A 16,565-nucleotide genomic window follows, 5' to 3' on the forward strand; every position below is an offset into this window, starting at 1 on the left:
CGCATCAGCGGACCACGCCTGCCGCGCGCAGGCGCACCACGCCGTCTTCGTCATAGCCCGCCGCGCGCAGGACTTCGCCCGTGTGCTCGCCCAGCAGCGGCGCGCGCCGGCGCACCGCGCCCGGCGACTCGCTCAGCTTGATCGGAACGCCCACGATCTGCACGGCGGCGCAAGCGCCGGGCTGCTCCACCTCCACCAGCATTTGCCGTCGCGCATAGTGTTCATCCTGGAAAATCTCCGCGGCCGTGTAGACCGGACCGAACGGCACTCTGCCGCCCAGCACCGCGGCGATCTCGTCCTTGGTGCGCACCGACGTGAACGCCTCCACGGCGTCGATGACCTGCTGCTGGCGCTGCACGCGCGCCGCATTGGTGGCGAATGCCGGGTCCCGCGCCATGTCGGGACGTCCGATGAAACCCGCCAGCGCTTCCCAGAACGCGTCAGTCGCGCAGGCGATGGACACGTGGCCGTCGCGCGCCCGGAACAGCCCGAACGGACACAGCAAGGGATGCCGGTTGCCCTGCGCCTGCGGCGCCTGGCCGGTATACGAATACTGGTAGACGATGCGCTCGCACAAGGCCAGCACGGCGTCGGTCATGGCCACATCGACAAATTGCCCGCGTCCAGTCCGGTGCATGTGATGCACGGCCGCCAGCACGCCCACGCACAGCATCAGCGCCGGCACCGTATCGCCCACGCCCGGACCCACCTTGGTGGGCGTCTGCGCATCCGGTCCGGTGATGCCCATCATGCCGCCCATCGCCTGCGACACGACATCGTAGGCGGGCCAGTCGGCGTACGGACTGACCCCGCTGCGCGGATCGCCGAAGCCGCGCACGGCGCCATAGATGAGCCTGGGATTGGTCTGCCGCAGCGTCTCGTACGAAAGCCCCAGCCGCTCCATCACGCCGGCGCGGAAATTCTCGATGACGATATCCGCCCCGTCGATCAGCCTGCGCAGGACGTCCCGCCCCTCCTCGCGCTTCAGATCGATGACGATGGAGCGCTTGTTGCGGTTGATGCTCTGAAAATAGCCGCCGTAGTCCCTGGCCTGGTCCTCGGACAGGAACGGCCCGGTCACCCGGGTGCCGTCGCCGGCCATCGTCTCGACCTTGATGACGTCCGCGCCATGATCGGCCAGGATCTGGGTGCAGAACGGGCCCGCCAGCATCTGGGTGAGGTCGATGACCCGCAATCCGGCGAGCGAGCCCGCCCGGTCCGCGGCCGCTGCGCCGCCATTGTCTTGCCGGATCGAATCGCTCACGTCGGCACCTTTCCCAATAGCGCGTCGGAGATGATGCGCATCTGGATCTCGGACGTGCCTTCGAAGATCTTCGTCAGGCGCGCATCGCGCCAATAGCGTTCGGCGGCGAAATGCGTGGTGTAGCCGGCGCCGCCATGGATCTGCAGGCCTTCGCTGGTCACGCGTTCGCTCATTTCGCTGGCCAGCAGCTTCACCATCGAGGCCTCGGTGTCGGCGCGCACGCCGCTGTCGATCTTTTCGCACACGGAATAAAGCAAGGCTCGCGCGGCCTCGATCTGCGTCGCCATCTCCGCGATCTTGAACCGGATGGCCTGGAAATTCGCGATCGGCGCGCCGAACTGCGCGCGCTCCCTGGCATATTGGATGGAATCCTCCAGGCTGCCCTGCGCCAGGCCGATGGAGCGCGCCGCGGTATGCGCGCGCGCCGTCTCCAGGCCGGCGCAGGCCAGGTAGAAAGCCTTGCCCTCTTCGCCGACCAGGGACGAATGCGGCACGCGGCAGCCGTCGAACGCAAGCTCCCAGGTGGTCCAGCCGTGATAGCCGATCTTGGGAATGACGCTGCCCTTGACGCCCGGCGGCAGCTCGCCGCGCGGCTTCTCGATCATGAAGGCGGAAAGCCCCTTGTGACGCGCCTTCGGGTCCACGACCGGGTCGCTGCGGCAGATCACGAGGATGAAGTCCGCATCGTCGGCGAAGGTGCACCAGTACTTGCTGCCGGTGATGAGCCAGCCGTCGCCATCGCGCACGGCACGGCAGGAAATATTGGCCACGTCCGATCCGGCATTGGGTTCGGAAAGGGAGAACGCGCCCAGGAATTCGCCGCGCGCCATGCGCGGCAGGTAATGCGCCTTCTGCTGCGGCGTCAGGCCCTTGAGCGCGCCGATCAGGCCGTTGCCGCGCGCAATCAGACTGCCCACGCTCATCCATCCGCGCGAGAGCTGCTCGGCCACCAGGCAGTACTCGTAGGCGCCCAGCCCCAATCCGCCGTACTCCTCGGGGATCAGGATGCCGAAGAAACCGAGCTCGGCCATTTCCTCGATCAGTTCGCGGGGAATCTTGCCTTTGTCGGGGTCCAGCCGGTTGGCCACGGGCAGCACGCGCTCCATCGTGAACTGCCGCGCCGCCTCCTGGATCATGCGTCGCTCTTCGCTCTGTCCCTGCATGCTTTCCTCGCATCTAGAACTTTCAATGTACGTACATAATAGAACTGAAAATTCCGAAAGCACAAGTGGAGATCGGAAAATTTACGCTTAAAACAGCCGATTCTTTTTTTCGACCGACTATTTGACATAGGCGAATTTGATATGCACTATGTACGAACATTAAGGCGCACAGGAGAGCCAAAGTGGGATTGAGCAGAGACCGCAAGGGCAACTATTTCGAGGACTTCCGGCTGGGCATGAAGCTGCGGCATGCCACGCCGCGCACCCTCACCGACGCCGACCGCAGCCTCTACATCGGCCTGACCGGCAGCCGCAGCGCGTTGTTCACGGCCCGCAGCAATGCGGAGCTGCTGGGCTGCGACGGCTGGCCTCTGGAGGACCTGCTGGTGTTCAACACCGCCTTCGGCAAGACGGTGCCGGACATTTCGCTGAACGCGGTCGCCAACCTGGGCTATGCCGAGCTGCGCTTCATCGCGCCCATGTACCCCGGCGACACGCTTGCGGTCGAGTCCGAAGTAATCGGCCTGAAAGAGAACTCCAGCCGCAGGACCGGCGTCGTCTACGTGCGCTCCACCGCCCGCAACCAGCGCCAGGAAGAGATCCTGCAATGGGTGCGCTGGGTCATGGTGCATAAGCGCGACCCGCAGGCGGTCTGCGCCGAAAGCCTGGCGCCGTCGACGCTGCCGGCCATCGAGGCCGCGCAACTGGCCCGCCACGGATACAAGCCCTCGGTACGGCGCATCACCGAAGTGACGGGCGCCGACGAGCTATGGGAAGACTACGCCGAGGGCCAGCGCATCGATCACCCCGGCGCCATGACCGTCAACGACAGCGACCACAGCATCGCGACACGCCTGTACCAGAACACCGCCCGCGCGCATTTCGATGGCCGCGCCATGGCGGCGCAAGACAGCCAGCGGCTGGTCTATGGCGGGCACGTCATCTCGCTGTGCCGCGCCCTGGCCTACGACGGCCTGGAGAACAGCCTTTCGATCCTGGCCATCAACGGCGGCAGCCACGTCAATCCCACCCATGCCGGCGACACCATCGCCTGCGCCACGCAAGTGCTGCAACGCATCGACCTGGGACCGTCGCAAGTCGGCGCGCTGCGCCTGCGCACCATAGGAGTCAAGAACGCCGACGCGGCGTCCATCGTCTTTCCCGATACCGGCGCAGGCCGCGCAGCACATCCCGCGCAGGTCGTGCTGGACCTGGACTACACCATCGCCATGCCGCGGCGCCAGGCCTGACGCCGCCCCGTTTCTTCACTTCACTCCACGAGCCCCCAACATGACCACCGCCTCCCATCCCCGCGACGCGCTTTTCAGCGGCGAAAAGCCCTTCCCCATCCTGCCGGCCTGCGAACATTTCGCCGGCAGCGAGAAGCTGATCGGCAAGGCCATGGACCTGCAGGCCGACTACGGCCCCATCTTCGACATCACCTGCGACTGCGAGGACGGCGCGGCGGCGGGCCAGGAACGCGGCCACGCCGAAATGGTGGCGCGCATGATCGACTCGGCGCGCAACCGCCACGACCGCGCCGGCGCGCGCATCCACGATCCATCCCATCCGGCCTGGCGCCAGGACGTGGACATCATCGTGGGCCAGGCCGGCCGCCGCCTGGCGTACATCACCATTCCCAAGGCCACCAGTTGGCAGCAGGCCGCCGAAGTCATCGCCTATATCGGCGAGGCCGCGGACAAGGCCGGACTGGACAGGCAGATACCGGCGCACGTGCTGGTGGAGACCCACGGCGCGCTGCGCGACGCGTTCGCGATCGCCGCCCTGCCCGGCGTCGAGGTGCTGGATTTCGGCCTCATGGATTTCGTCAGCGGCCACCACGGCGCCATCGCGGCCAGCGCCATGCGCAGCCCGGGCCAGTTCGAACACGCGCTGCTGGTGCGGGCCAAGGCCGACGTGGCGGCCGCGGCGCTGGCCCATGGTGTCGTTCCGTCCCACAACGTCTGCCTCAATCTGAAGGACCCCGCCGTCATCGCCGACGACGCCGGCCGCGCGCGCCGGGAGTTCGGCTTTCTGCGCATGTGGAGCATCTATCCGGCGCAGATCCAGCCCATCGTGCAGGCCATGCAGCCCGATTTCGACGAAGTCGAGGACGCCGCCAATATCCTGCTGGCCGCGCAGGACAAAGACTGGGGGCCCATCCAATACCGCGGCGAACTCCACGACCGCGCAACCTACCGCTACTTCTGGGAAGTCCTGCAAAAGGCGAAGATCACCGGCATGCCGCTGCCGGACGAGGCGCGGCGCCGATTCTTCGCCGACTGAACCGCGCGGCCGGACGGGCCGCCTTACAATACGCCGCAAGTCCATGCCCCCCGTCCGACATGTCCATGACAGCCATCCGCAAGAAGTTCCCGCAGGAATCCGCCGGCGCGCAACCGCGATACGTGGAGCTGGCCAACACGCTGGTGCGGGACATCCAGGAAGGCCGTCACGTGGTGGGCAGCCTGCTGCCCACCGAGCATGAACTGGCCGAGCAGTACGGCGTCAGCCGGCATACGGTGCGCGCCTCCCTGAAGAAGCTGGAAGACCTGGGCTATATCTCGCGCAAGAAGGCGGTGGGCACGCTGGTCGAAAGCGCCAATCCGGATACCGCGTTCGTGCAGTCCTTCGGCACGCCCGAAGACCTGGTCCGCGTCGCGGCCACCGAGGTGCGCGCCATCGAAGCCGTGCGCCACGTCACGCTGGACCGGAACAAGGCGCGGCGGCTGGAGGCGCCGGTGGGCAGCGCGTGGGTCCTGCTGAGCGGCACGCGCGAGGACGCCAGGAAGGCCGGCACGCCCGTGGCGCAGGCCGACATCTATATCGACGCCTCGCTTGCCGGACTGGTCGACACCATCCGCCGCCAGCCGCAGACCCTGATCAGCTCGCTGATCGAACGCGAATATGCCGTCGCCATCGACGAAATCCGCCAGATGGTCACGGCTACCCTGATCGATGCGCCGCTGGCCGAACGCCTGGGCGTGCAGGCGGGCAGCGCCGGCCTGCGGCTCATCCGGCACTACAAGGACGCCACCGGCAGAATCCTGGAAATCACCGACACGACCTATCCGGCCGACCGGGTGACCGTGGCCTTCCAGCTCAAGCGCGGCCTCAAACCCGGCCTGTCCTCCTAGCCGGCTCGGGCGACCGGCCCGCGCCCGCGCAGGCCGAGCAGCAGCAGCGCGATCAGCGGCAGCGCGGCCAGCGCGCCATAGGCCGCGCCCAGGCTGGCGCGCTCGGCCAGATAGCCGAACGCAGGCGGGCCGAGCACCACGCCGATATAAGTAAAGAACATCGCGCCGCCGGTCACCGACGCCACCTTGCCGGCGGGCGCCAGCCGCGCCAGCTCGCCCAGAAAAACGCCGTTCCAGCCTATCGCGGTCGCGCCCAGCACAGCCGCCAGCACTGCCAGCACGACCGGATCGGGATGCGCCGGCAGCAAGGCCAGCCCCAGGGCTGCAAGCGCCATCAGCACGCCGATCAGCATCATCACGCCGCGCGGAGCGCGCGTGCGGTCGGCGATCCGCCCCCAGACGATGCGTCCCAGCACGCCCGCCGCCTGGGACACGGCGTAGATCAGCGCGGCGCGCGCCGCGCCCATCTGGAGTTCGCGCAACAGGAACACCATCAGGTAGCCGCTGACCGAAAGCTGGCAAGCCGAGAACAGCAGGGAGACGGCCGCCATGGCGCGCAGCTGCGCGTTGCGCCATACCTCGACGACGGGCTGCCGCCATTGCCCCATCCCGGCCGTGCGCGGCGCCGCGGGCTCGTCCAGCTGCGCGCGCAGCCAGCCGCTGGCCAGCGCGACCGCCAGCGCCAGCCCGGCCAGCAGAAGCAGGGCCGTGCGCCACGACGACCACGCCGCCAGCACCGGCAGCATGGCCCCGCCCAGCATGCCGCCCAGCGGCACGCCGGTCTGCTTGAGCGAGAACACGGTGTACATCCGCTGCGGCGCGGTCGTGCGCGCGAGAATATGGGAGCTGGCCGGCGTGATGGTGCCGTAGCCCAGGCCGCACAGCAGCGCGGCGCCGGTCTGCGCGAGCCCGGCGTCGGCCGTCAGCAGCGCCAGGCCCGCGCCCTGGAGCAGCAGCGCCGCCTGCGACACGTGCACCGCGCCCAGCCGTCCGATCAAGGCGCTGCTGAGCGCGCTGCCCACCATCGCCCCGCCATAGACCAGGGCCAGGAACAGGCCCACCTCGGCGGTGCGCGCGCCGGGGATCAGCGGCGCCAGCACGGCGAACGCCAGCGTGGCGGCCGTGCCGACGGCCTGGATCGCCAGCGTGCAGACCAGTATCGCCGCCTGCCGGCGGCGCGGCCCGGACGACCTCATTCCGCTTTCGCGTTGGCCGCTTTCACCGCCTCGCCCCAGCGCTCGACCTCGGCGCCGATGAAGGCGCCGAATTGCGCCGGCTCCATCACCTGGGGAATCGCGCCCAGCTCCGCCATCCGCCTGGTCCATTGCGGCTTGCGGGCGATGCGTACGATCTCCCCGGCCAGCTTGTCGACGACGGGCTGCGGCAGATCCTTCGGGCCCACCACGCCTATCCAGGGGTCGCCGCGGAATCCGGCGTACCCCGACTCGGCGATGGTCGGCACGTTCGCCAGCGTCGCCACGCGATGCTCGCTGGCCACGGCCAGCGCCCTGAGCTTGCCGCTGCGCACCAGCGGCTCGGCGATCGAGGCGACTTCGAACATCACGTCCACCTGCCCGCCCACCACGTCGGTCATGGCCGCCACGCCGCCCTTGTACGGAATATGGTTGAGCTTCACGCCGGCGCGCTGCTGGAACATTTCCATCACCAGGTGATTGGTCACGCCATTGCCGCCAGAGGCATAGTTGACCGCCCCCGGATGCTGCCTGGCGTACTCGACCAGGTCGGCCACGCTATTGAAGCGGGAGGCCGGGTTGACGACCAGCACCAGCGGAAAGATGCCTATCATCGCCAGCGGCTGGAAGTCCGACCGGCTGTCGTAGCGCAGGTTCTTGTAGATCCAGCCGTTGACCGCCAGCGGGCCGCTCGAAGTGGCCAGCAGCGTATAGCCGTCGGGCCGCGACCGCGCCACTTCCTCGGCCGCCAGGCCCGCGCCCACCCCGGGTTTGTTCTCGACGAAAAAAGTCTGCCCCAGGTCGCTCGTCAATTCCTGCGCCAGCATGCGCGCGATCACGTCGGTGGTCTGTCCGGCGGGAAACCCCACCAGCATGCGCACCGCTTTCTCCGGGTATTGGGCGCCCGCCGCGCCCGCCCACAGCGCGCATGCCGCCAGCAGCAGGCGCGACGCCAGTCCAGCAAAGTCCATGTTGTCACCTCCGTATCGGCGCATCTGGCGCCTGGTTTTTTCGTGCATCCCAGCTTTATTTGAAACTAGGTACGTACATAGTACGCGAAAACCTGCCAGAAAAACCAAATCATTCGGCAATCATGGCTAATTCTGTTGATATTTCGGAGCGACAACAAGAATCAGGCGGCTCATTATGTACGAACATTAAACCGAACAACGCCACCAAGCCACGCCACGAAGGGAACTCCCGCCCTCCCCGCCGCGTCCAACTTTTCGGACCATAACCGCGGACACCGCCATGCGCATCCTGCTAGTCGAAGACGACCTCATGATCGGCGAGAGCGTGCTGGACTTCCTGCGCGCCGAGCGCTATGCCGTCGACTGGGTCAAGGACGGCAATGCCGCCGACCTGGCGCTGCACACCGACAGCTACGACCTGATCCTGCTGGACCTGGGCCTGCCCAAGCGCGACGGGCTGGCGCTGCTGCGCGAGCTGCGCGCGCGCAAGGACCGCACGCCGGTGCTGATCGCCACCGCCCGCGACGCGGTCAGCGACCGCATCGCCGGGCTGGACGCCGGCGCCGACGACTACATCGTCAAGCCCTATGACGTGGACGAACTGCTGGCCCGCATGCGCGCGCTGATCCGGCGCAGCGCGGGCCGGGCCGAGCCGGTTTTCGAGCACGAAGGCGTGACCATCGATCCGCAATCCCATGCCGCCATGGTCGACGGCGCGCCGGTGGCGCTGACGGCGCGCGAATGGGCGGTGCTCGAGCCGCTGATCGCGCGTCCCGGCATGATCTTCTCGCGCGCCCAGCTCGAAGAAAAACTCTACAGCTGGAAAGACAGCATCAGCAGCAACGCGGTTGAGGTTTATATTCATGGCCTGCGCAAGAAACTGGGCTCCAACCTGATCCAGAACGTCCGAGGCGTCGGCTATGTCATCCCCAAAACATGAGCATTCCGCTTAGCTATTCGCTGCGGGCCCGTCTGCTGTTTTTCCTGCTGGCCGCCATCGTGATCGGCGCGCTGGTACAGGGCGCGATCGCCTATCGCAGCACGCTGGCGCAGGCCGACGACATCTTCGATTCGCTGTTGCAGCGCACCGCCCTGTCGCTGGGCACCGGCGACGGACTGCTCAGCACCGGCCCGCACCAGGCGCGCGGCGCGGCGTCGCCCATGGCCGACGATCTCATCATCCAGATCTGGACGCCCGACGGCGTGCGGGTCTTCAATTCGCGCTCGCGCCGTCCGCTGCCCGACCAGATCGTGCTGGGCTTTTCCGACGCCCGCATGGAAGGCAGCACCTATCGCGTGTATTCGCTGGCCACGCCGTTCCAGGTCATCCAGGTCGCGCAGGACATGGAAGTGCGCCGGGACATGGCGCGGGCGCTGGCGCTGCGCACGGTGGCGCCGATCGCGGCGGCCGCGCCGCTGCTGATGCTGATCGTATGGTGCGTGGTGAGCTGGTCGCTGCGGCCGGTCAAGCGCGCGCGGGCCCAGGTGGCGGCGCGCCAGCCCGAGGATCTCTCGGCGGTCAGCGTGCAGGGCCTGCCCGACGAGATCCGGCCGCTGGTGCAGGAGCTGAACCTGCTGCTGGAACGCATGCGCGGCGCCTTCGCGCAGCAGAAGCAGTTCGTGGGCGACGCCGCGCACGAGCTGCGCTCGCCGCTGGCGGCGCTGCGCCTGCAGCTGCAGGCCTTGCAGCGCGCCGGCGACGCGGACGCCCGCCGGCTGGCCGAGCAGCGCCTGGCCGCCGGCATCGACCGCGCCACGCGCCTGGTGGAACAGCTGCTGTCGATGGCGCGGCACGAGGGCGCGGCCGAGCAGGCGCCGGCCGAGGCCGTGGACCTGGCCGACGTGCTGCGCCAGGCCTTGTCCGAAACCCTGCCGCTGGCCAATGCGAAGTCGATCGACGTGGAGCTGGACGGCGCGCCGCAGCTCTGGGTGCAGGGCCACCGGGATGCGCTGGCGCTGCTGGCGCGCAACCTGCTGGACAACGCGGTCAAGTACACGCCGGCCGGCAAGCGCGTGCGCCTGCGGCTGGAGCAGGCGCCCGGCCAGGCCATACTGCTGATCGACGACGAGGGGCCGGGCATCGCGCCGGCCGAACGCGAGCGCGTGTTCGACCGCTTCTACCGCGTGGAAGGCAACGCCGAACCCGGCAGCGGCCTGGGACTGGCCATCGCGCGCGCCATCGCCGCCCGCCACGGCGCCACGATCGCGCTGCAGGACGCGCCGTCCGGCCAGGGCCTGCGCGTGAAGGTGGTGTTCCCGGCCTGATGCGCCGCGGATGGCCGGATTTAAGATTCCCCTAAGTGTCGGGCCCGAAGATAGCGCCATGTCCTTCAACATGAACGCAGGAGCCGACATGAAGACCTCCCAAATGAAGCCCTCGCGCCTGGTGATGGCGCTGCTGGCCGCCGGCGCCATCGGCGGCGCCGGCGCCACCGCCGTCATCGGCGGCGTTTCGATGGCGGCCGGCGCGCCGGCCGTATCCGCCCCCTTGCAGGCGATCAATCCGTCCACCCCGCCCAACTTCGCGCAGATCACGCGCGACTACGGGCCGGCCGTGGTCAACATCAGCGTCAGCGGCACCCGCAAGGTGTCCCTGGGCGATGGCGACCCGTTCGCCCAGTTCTTCGGCCAGTTCCCCGGCGCGCGCGGCCAGATGCCGTCGCGCGAGGTGCCCATGCGCGGCGAGGGTTCCGGTTTCATCGTCAGCGCCGACGGCATCATCCTGACCAATGCGCACGTGGTTCAGGACGCCAAGGAAGTCACGGTGAAGCTGACCGACCGGCGCGAATACAAGGCCAAGGTGCTGGGCTCGGACCCGCAGACCGACGTGGCGGTGCTGAAGATCGACGCCAGGAACCTGCCTACCGTCAAGGTGGGCGACGTCAACCAGCTGCAGGTCGGCGAATGGGTGCTGGCGATCGGCTCGCCCTACGGCCTGGAGAACACCGCCACCGCGGGCATCGTCAGCGCCAAGGGCCGCTCGCTGCCCGACGACACCTCGGTGCCGTTCATCCAGACCGACGTGGCCGTCAACCCGGGCAACTCCGGCGGCCCGCTGTTCAACGACCGCGGCGAAGTGGTGGGCATCAACTCCCAGATCTACAGCCGCACCGGCGGCTTCCAGGGCCTGTCGTTCTCGATCCCGATCGACGTGGCCTACAAGATCAAGGATCAGATCCTGGAGCACGGCAAGGTGCAGCACGCCAGGCTCGGCGTGACGGTGCAGGAAGTGAATCAGGACCTGGCCGATTCCTTCAAGCTGGATACGCCCTCGGGCGCGCTGGTGTCCAGCGTGGAGAAAGGCAGCGCCGCGGCCAAGGCGGGTCTGCAGCCCGGCGACGTGGTGCGCGAGATCGACGGCAAGACCATCCTGTCGTCGGGCGACCTGGCCTCGACCATCACGCTGGCCTCGCCGGGAGAGAAGATCAAGCTGGACATCTGGCGCAACGGCGCGCACAAGCAGCTGACCGCCACGCTGGGCAGCGTTCCGACCGACAAGACCCAGGCGTCGGCGGGCGACCAGGACGTGCAGCGCGGCCAGCTCGGCCTGGCGCTGCGGCCGCTGAGCCCGCAGGAACAGCAGGCGGCGGGCGCCGAGGGCCTGCTGATCGAGCGTTCGGTGGGGCCGGCCGCGCGCGCCGGCATCGAGCCCGGCGATGTGCTGCTGTCCTTGAACGGCGTGCCCGTGCACAGCGTCGGGCAGGTGCGGGAAGCCTTGTCCAAGGCCGGCAAGACGGTCGCGCTGCTGGTGCAGCGCGGCGAGGACAAGATCTTCGTGCCGGTGCAGGTCGGCTGACGGGCGCGTGCCCGCGGCCGGATTACTCCGCGTCGGGCTGCTTGCCCGGCGCGGCCGCGTCGAAGGCCGGCAGTTCGCGGCAGGCGGCGTCGATGCGCAGCACGTTCGGCATGGCCGACAGGTCGCAGCCGAAGCGCTGCGCATTGAAGACCTGGGGCACCAGGCACAGGTCGGCGATGGTCGGCGTGTCGCCGTGGCAGAAGCGGCCGGTGGCGCTGGACGCCGCCAGCTGCGCCTCCAGGGCGCCCAGGCCCTGCTGCACCCAGTGGCGGTACCAGGCGTTCTTGGCGTCCTCGTCCACGCCCAGCGTGTGCTTCAGGTACTTCAGCACGCGCAGGTTGTTCAGCGGATGGGTGTCGCAGGCGATGCCCAACGCCAGGTCCCGCACGCGCGCGCGGCCCAGCGCGTCGGCCGGCAGCAGCGGCGGCTCGGGATGCGTTTCGTCGAGGTATTCGATGATGGCCAGGGACTGGCCGATGACGGCATCGCCGTCGACCAGCGTGGGCACCAGCGCCGTGGGATTCACCTTGCGGTATTCGGGCGTCAGCTGCTGGCCGCCGTCCTTGAGCATGTGCACCGGCAGGTACTCGTAGGACAGGCCCTTCAGATTCAGGGCGATGCGCACGCGGTAGGCGGCCGAACTGCGAAAGTAGCTGTACAACTGCATGAAGTCTCCTTGGTTTTCTTGTCCGGGCCTATTCCAGCGATTCCGTCTGCGCCGATTTGCGCGACAGGCCCTTGGGCAGCGGGAACGCCACGTTTTCTTCCAGCCCCGCCATGGTGCGCACCGACACCGCGCCCAGTTCCTTGACGCGCTCGATCACTTGCTGCACCAGGATCTCGGGCGCCGAGGCGCCGGCGGTCACGCCCACCCGGGTGCGCCCGGCCAGCCAGGCCGGGTCGATGGACTGCGCTCCGTCGATCAGGTAGGAGGCCACGCCCTTGCGTTCGGCCACCTCGCGCAGGCGGTTCGAGTTGGAGCTGTTGGGGCTGCCCACCACCAGCACCAGGTCGCATTCCGGCGCCATCACCTTGACCGCGTCCTGGCGGTTCTGGGTGGCGTAGCAGATATCGCTTTTCTTGGGTTCGGCGATGTTGGGAAAGCGCGCCTTCAGGGCCTGCGACACCGCCGCGGCGTCGTCGACCGACAGCGTGGTCTGGGTGACGTAGGCCAGGTTCTCGGGGTCCTGCACCTGCAGGCCGGCGACGTCTTCCACGGTCTCGACCAGGTACATGCCGCCCTGGGCCTGGCCCAGCGTGCCCTCGACCTCCGGGTGGCCCTTGTGGCCGATCATGATGATCTCGCGGCCGGCCGCGCGCATGCGCGCCACTTCGATGTGGACCTTGGTGACCAGCGGGCAGGTGGCGTCGAAGACCTGCAGACCGCGTTCCTGCGCTTGCACGCGAACCGCCTTGGACACGCCGTGGGCGGAAAACACCACGATGGAGCCGGCGGGCGCGTCCTCCAGTTCGTCGATGAAGACCGCGCCCTTGGCGCGCAGGTCTTCCACCACGTAGCGGTTGTGGACGATTTCGTGGCGCACGTAAATGGGCGCGCCATGCAGTTCGAGCGCGCGTTCGACGATGTCGATGGCGCGGTCCACGCCGGCACAGAAGCCGCGCGGCTGCGCCAGCAGGACCTCGGCGCCGGGAGCGGTGACGGCCTGGCTCATCAGAGTATCCCCAGCAGCGCCACGTCGACCCGCAGGCTGACGCCGGCGAGCGGGTGGTTGAAATCGAACAGCGCGGTTTCGTCGTTGATTTCCTTGAGGATGCCCGAGTAGCGCGCGCCGTTGGGCGCGGAGAACTCGACCAGGTCGCCCGGCTCGAACGTGGCGTCGGCGCCGGCGTGCTCGGCCAGCATCGCGCGCGTGACGCGCTGGATCAGTTCGGGGTTGCGTTCGCCGTAGGCGTCGGCCGGCGCGACCGTGACGCTGAAGCGCTCGCCTTCGGCATGGCCGACCAGCGCCGCCTCCAGGCCGGGCGCCCATTGGCCGCTGCCCATCTGCAGGGTGCCGGGGCGGCCGTCGAAGGTATCGGCGAACACCGAATCCTTGCCCGGGCCGGACGCCAGCGTAATCCGGTAGTGCAGCGTCAGGTAGGAATCCGGACGGACCAAAACGTTCACTTCATTAGAGGCGGTACTCACGATCTGCCACCGTATAGGCAATTGAATCAACCTTGATTTTAGAGCCTCTTATGAAATTGTCCGTCCAGATGCCCAAACACGAGCGCCCCCGCGAGCGCCTGCTGCGCCACGGCGCCTGCGCGCTGCAGGACGCGGAACTGCTCGCTATCGCCCTGCGCACGGGCCTGCCCGGGGTGCACGTCACGACCCTGGGCAACCGCCTGTTGCAGCAATTCGGCGGCCTGCGGGGCCTGCTGGGCGCCGCGCCCGAGGAGCTGATGGCGGTCCCCGGCCTGGGCTCGGCCAAGGCCTGCATGCTGGCCGCCCTGCTGGAGCTGGCGCGCCGCGCCGTCGAAGAAGGCCTGCCCCAGGCCGACAACCTGAACCGTCCCCTGCAAGTGAAACAATATTGCAAGCTGGCGCTGAGCCATCGCCGGGTGGAGCACTGCATCGCGCTCTACCTGGACAACCAGCTGCGCCTGATCGCCACCGGCGAGCTGGCGCGCGGCACGCTGTCGCAGGCTTCCGTCTACCCGCGCGAAGTCGTGCGCGAGGCCCTGCGCCACCATGCGGCCGCCCTCATCGTCGCCCACAACCACCCTTCCGGCATGGCCGAGCCCAGCGCCGCCGACCAGGGCTTCACCCGCCACCTGAAGCAGGCGCTGGCGCTGGTCGACATCAAGCTGGTCGACCACCTGATCGTGGCCGGCGACACGGTGGTTTCCCTGGCGGAACGGGGCTGCCTCTGAGCGCTGCGCGGCGCGCCGGAATTCGTTAGACTACCGCCCGCGATTGCTTTAGGCTTAACGTAATTCCAGTCTCTACGCCCGACATGAAGCGCCTGTGGGATATTTCCCCGCCCGTCTCCGCCGCTTCGCCGGTCTTTCCCGGCGACACGCCCTACCGCCAGCAATGGAAGTGGTCGCTTGCGCCCGGCTGTCCGGTCAATGTCAGCGAGATCACGCTGTCGCCGCACATCGGCGCCCATGCCGACGCGCCGCTGCATTACCAGAATGACGCCGCCGCCATCGGCGCCGTCCCGCTGGAACCCTTCCTGGGCCCGTGCCGCGTCATCCACGCCATCGACTGCGGGCCGCTGATCACGGTCGAGCACATCGCCCACGCCGCGCTGAACCTGCCGCCGCGCGTGCTGGTGCGCACCGCCAAGCATGCCGCGCAAGACTGGTGGACCGACGATTTCTCCGCCTACGCGCCCCAGACCATCGAATGGCTGGCCGAGCGCGGCGTCATGCTGATCGGGCTGGACACGGCCAGCATCGACCCCGCCTCCAGCAAGACCCTGGACAGCCACCACGCGATCTTGCGGCACGACATGCGGGTATTGGAAAACCTGGTGCTCGATGCCGTGCCGGAAGGCGATTACGAGCTGATCGCGCTGCCGTTGGCGCTGGTCCAGGCTGACGCCAGCCCGGTCCGCGCGGTCCTGCGCGAACTGTAGGCCCTGCCGCCAGGGCCCGGGCCGGTCCGAACTTCAGGGCGGCGGGACGACATCCCGCCGCCGCGATTCAGGAAGCCCCCATGACCGACACCCAACGCCCCGAAGACATCGTCCGCGAGGAAAAAGCGCAGCTGGACTTCGCGCGCGACATGACCTACGGCGACTACCTGCACCTGGACGCCCTGCTGGGCGCGCAGCACCCGCTGTCGCCCGAGCACAATGAGATGCTTTTCATCATCCAGCACCAGACCAGCGAGCTGTGGATGAAGCTGATGCTGCACGAGCTGCGCGGCGCCATCGCCAACGTGGCGGCCGACCGCCTGCCGCCGGCCTTCAAGATGCTGGCCCGGGTCAGCAAGATCATGGAGCAGCTGGTCCACGCCTGGGACGTGCTGGCGACCATGACCCCGCCCGAGTATTCCGCCCTGCGCCCCTACCTGGCCCGCTCCAGCGGATTCCAGAGCTACCAGTACCGGCAGATCGAATTCCTGCTGGGCAACAAGAACGCCGCCATGCTCAAGCCGCACGAACACCGCGCCGACCTGCTGGCCCAGGTGCAGAGCGCCTACGAGGCCCCCTCGCTGTACGACGAAGCCCTGCGGCTGCTGGCGCGCCAGGGCCTGGACGTGCCGGCCGACCATCTCGAACGCGACTGGACCCAGCCCTACCAGGCCTCGGCCGGAGTCGAGGCGGCCTGGCTGGAGGTCTACCGCCAGCCCGAGCGCTACTGGGACCTGTATCAGCTGGGCGAAAAGCTCACCGACCTGGAAGACGCCTTCCGGCTGTGGCGATTCCGCCACGTCACCACGGTCGAGCGCGTCATCGGCTTCAAGCGCGGAACCGGCGGCACCTCGGGCGTGGCCTATCTGCGGCGCATGCTGGAAGTGGTGCTGTTCCCGGAAATCTGGAAGCTGCGCACCGATCTCTGACGGCGATCCGGCCCCGCCTTGCCTTCGCCCCTTGGCCGGGCCGGAATCTCCATGCTACAATTCAGGGTTACTTTTTGGATACGTTGCTGGGTAAGGAAGAGGATACATGCCTCTATGGCCCCCGGCTGGCGACCCTAACAACCGAGAGAGGCTCGAACGAGCCCTAGGAAAGCACCATGAAAGAAGGCATTCACCCCGAATACCGCGAAGTCGTCTTCGCCGACCTGCAAACGGGCAGCAAGTTCATCACCCGTTCGACCGTGCAAACGCGCGAAACCATCGAACTCGACGGCAAGACGTACCCGCTCTTCAAGTGCGACGTGACCTCCGAATCGCACCCGTTCTACACGGGCGCCCAGACCCGCATCGTCGAAACCGGCCGCGTGGAAAAGTTCCGCGCCCGCTTCGCCCGTACGGCCGGCACGGTCAAGTCCGCTTCCTGATCCTGTCGCTCCCGCAGGAGCCACAGCAAAAAGGCAGCCTTCGGGCTGCTTTTTTTTCCTCCCTAGCGACCTATTCTTCTGC

17 protein-coding genes are annotated in these 16,565 nt (G+C 68.1%); 10 read left to right on the top strand and 7 right to left on the bottom strand.

The window, feature by feature from the left end:
- Positions 1 to 4: 4 nt before the first annotated feature.
- Both AC1M14_RS19250 and AC1M14_RS19255 read right to left on the bottom strand, forming a co-directional pair.
- Complete coding sequence (locus AC1M14_RS19250) at positions 5 to 1,171, bottom strand: CaiB/BaiF CoA transferase family protein (RefSeq protein WP_479731821.1); 1,167 nt, start codon at positions 1,169 to 1,171, stop codon at positions 5 to 7.
- A gap of 89 nt (positions 1,172 to 1,260) precedes the next feature.
- Positions 1,261 to 2,427: an acyl-CoA dehydrogenase family protein gene (locus tag AC1M14_RS19255; RefSeq protein ID WP_479730274.1), complete on the bottom strand. Its 1,167-nt coding sequence runs from the start codon at positions 2,425 to 2,427 to the stop codon at positions 1,261 to 1,263.
- Between the two features lie 182 nt (positions 2,428 to 2,609).
- On the opposite strand from AC1M14_RS19255, the gene AC1M14_RS19260 reads away from it, so the two are divergent.
- The 3 genes from AC1M14_RS19260 to AC1M14_RS19270 all read left to right on the top strand — a co-directional run bounded on the left by AC1M14_RS19260 (position 2,610) and on the right by AC1M14_RS19270 (position 5,564).
- On the top strand, positions 2,610 to 3,677 hold the full coding sequence (locus tag AC1M14_RS19260; RefSeq protein WP_479730275.1) for a MaoC family dehydratase: 1,068 nt from the start codon (positions 2,610 to 2,612) through the stop codon (positions 3,675 to 3,677).
- Between the two features lie 40 nt (positions 3,678 to 3,717).
- The gene (locus AC1M14_RS19265; RefSeq protein WP_111827315.1) at positions 3,718 to 4,713 is read left to right on the top strand and encodes an HpcH/HpaI aldolase/citrate lyase family protein; all 996 of its coding nucleotides are present in this window, start codon (positions 3,718 to 3,720) and stop codon (positions 4,711 to 4,713) included.
- Between the two features lie 65 nt (positions 4,714 to 4,778).
- Complete coding sequence (locus AC1M14_RS19270) at positions 4,779 to 5,564, top strand: GntR family transcriptional regulator (RefSeq protein WP_479730276.1); 786 nt, start codon at positions 4,779 to 4,781, stop codon at positions 5,562 to 5,564.
- On the opposite strand, the gene AC1M14_RS19275 is transcribed toward AC1M14_RS19270, so the two are convergent.
- Together AC1M14_RS19275 and AC1M14_RS19280 are read right to left on the bottom strand one after the other, a co-directional pair.
- A complete protein-coding gene (locus AC1M14_RS19275; protein ID WP_479730277.1) occupies positions 5,561 to 6,760 on the bottom strand; it encodes an MFS transporter in 1,200 nt (399 codons plus the stop codon). The two genes, AC1M14_RS19270 and AC1M14_RS19275, sit on opposite strands and share 4 nt — an antisense overlap.
- Positions 6,757 to 7,728 (bottom strand): Bug family tripartite tricarboxylate transporter substrate binding protein, encoded by a 972-nt coding sequence (locus tag AC1M14_RS19280; protein WP_102774829.1) that lies wholly within the window; start codon positions 7,726 to 7,728, stop codon positions 6,757 to 6,759. The genes AC1M14_RS19275 and AC1M14_RS19280 overlap by 4 nt, the downstream gene beginning before the upstream one ends.
- 280 nt (positions 7,729 to 8,008) lie before the next feature.
- On the opposite strand from AC1M14_RS19280, the gene AC1M14_RS19285 reads away from it, so the two are divergent.
- The 3 genes from AC1M14_RS19285 (at position 8,009) to AC1M14_RS19295 (ending at position 11,524) form a co-directional block, all read left to right on the top strand.
- On the top strand, positions 8,009 to 8,668 hold the full coding sequence (locus AC1M14_RS19285; protein ID WP_102774830.1) for a response regulator: 660 nt from the start codon (positions 8,009 to 8,011) through the stop codon (positions 8,666 to 8,668).
- Positions 8,665 to 9,993 (top strand): ATP-binding protein, encoded by a 1,329-nt coding sequence (locus AC1M14_RS19290; RefSeq protein WP_111827311.1) that lies wholly within the window; start codon positions 8,665 to 8,667, stop codon positions 9,991 to 9,993. Before AC1M14_RS19285 ends, AC1M14_RS19290 begins: the two co-directional genes overlap by 4 nt.
- 88 nt (positions 9,994 to 10,081) lie before the next feature.
- Positions 10,082 to 11,524: a DegQ family serine endoprotease gene (locus AC1M14_RS19295; RefSeq protein WP_111827310.1), complete on the top strand. Its 1,443-nt coding sequence runs from the start codon at positions 10,082 to 10,084 to the stop codon at positions 11,522 to 11,524.
- Positions 11,525 to 11,546: 22 nt separating this feature from the next.
- Here AC1M14_RS19295 and maiA read toward each other — a convergent pair whose 3' ends face one another.
- Genes maiA through AC1M14_RS19310 form a run of 3 tightly spaced genes read right to left on the bottom strand, consistent with a single transcriptional unit; the run spans position 11,547 to position 13,673 of the window.
- On the bottom strand, positions 11,547 to 12,191 hold the full coding sequence (gene maiA, locus AC1M14_RS19300) for a maleylacetoacetate isomerase (protein WP_102774832.1): 645 nt from the start codon (positions 12,189 to 12,191) through the stop codon (positions 11,547 to 11,549).
- A 28-nt stretch (positions 12,192 to 12,219) separates the two neighbouring features.
- Positions 12,220 to 13,197: a 4-hydroxy-3-methylbut-2-enyl diphosphate reductase gene (gene ispH / locus AC1M14_RS19305; RefSeq protein ID WP_209165592.1), complete on the bottom strand. Its 978-nt coding sequence runs from the start codon at positions 13,195 to 13,197 to the stop codon at positions 12,220 to 12,222.
- Positions 13,197 to 13,673 carry an FKBP-type peptidyl-prolyl cis-trans isomerase gene (locus AC1M14_RS19310; protein WP_102774834.1) on the bottom strand — a complete coding sequence of 159 codons (477 nt, stop codon included), beginning with the start codon at positions 13,671 to 13,673 and terminating at the stop codon, positions 13,197 to 13,199. The genes ispH and AC1M14_RS19310 overlap by 1 nt, the downstream gene beginning before the upstream one ends.
- 50 nt (positions 13,674 to 13,723) lie before the next feature.
- Here AC1M14_RS19310 and radC point away from each other — a divergent pair, with 50 nt between their 5' ends.
- From radC to AC1M14_RS19330, 4 genes are all read left to right on the top strand, one after another.
- Positions 13,724 to 14,401: a RadC family protein gene (radC, locus tag AC1M14_RS19315; protein WP_102774835.1), complete on the top strand. Its 678-nt coding sequence runs from the start codon at positions 13,724 to 13,726 to the stop codon at positions 14,399 to 14,401.
- Between the two features lie 83 nt (positions 14,402 to 14,484).
- Positions 14,485 to 15,111, top strand: a complete 627-nt coding sequence (gene kynB, locus AC1M14_RS19320) for an arylformamidase (protein WP_102774836.1) — start codon at positions 14,485 to 14,487, stop codon at positions 15,109 to 15,111.
- Between the two features lie 80 nt (positions 15,112 to 15,191).
- On the top strand, positions 15,192 to 16,040 hold the full coding sequence (kynA, locus tag AC1M14_RS19325) for a tryptophan 2,3-dioxygenase (protein ID WP_102774837.1): 849 nt from the start codon (positions 15,192 to 15,194) through the stop codon (positions 16,038 to 16,040).
- A gap of 176 nt (positions 16,041 to 16,216) precedes the next feature.
- Positions 16,217 to 16,483: a type B 50S ribosomal protein L31 gene (locus AC1M14_RS19330; RefSeq protein ID WP_006388310.1), complete on the top strand. Its 267-nt coding sequence runs from the start codon at positions 16,217 to 16,219 to the stop codon at positions 16,481 to 16,483.
- The last annotated feature ends 82 nt before the right edge of the window (positions 16,484 to 16,565 follow it).

Source organism: Achromobacter sp. SX5 (genome assembly GCF_056711425.1).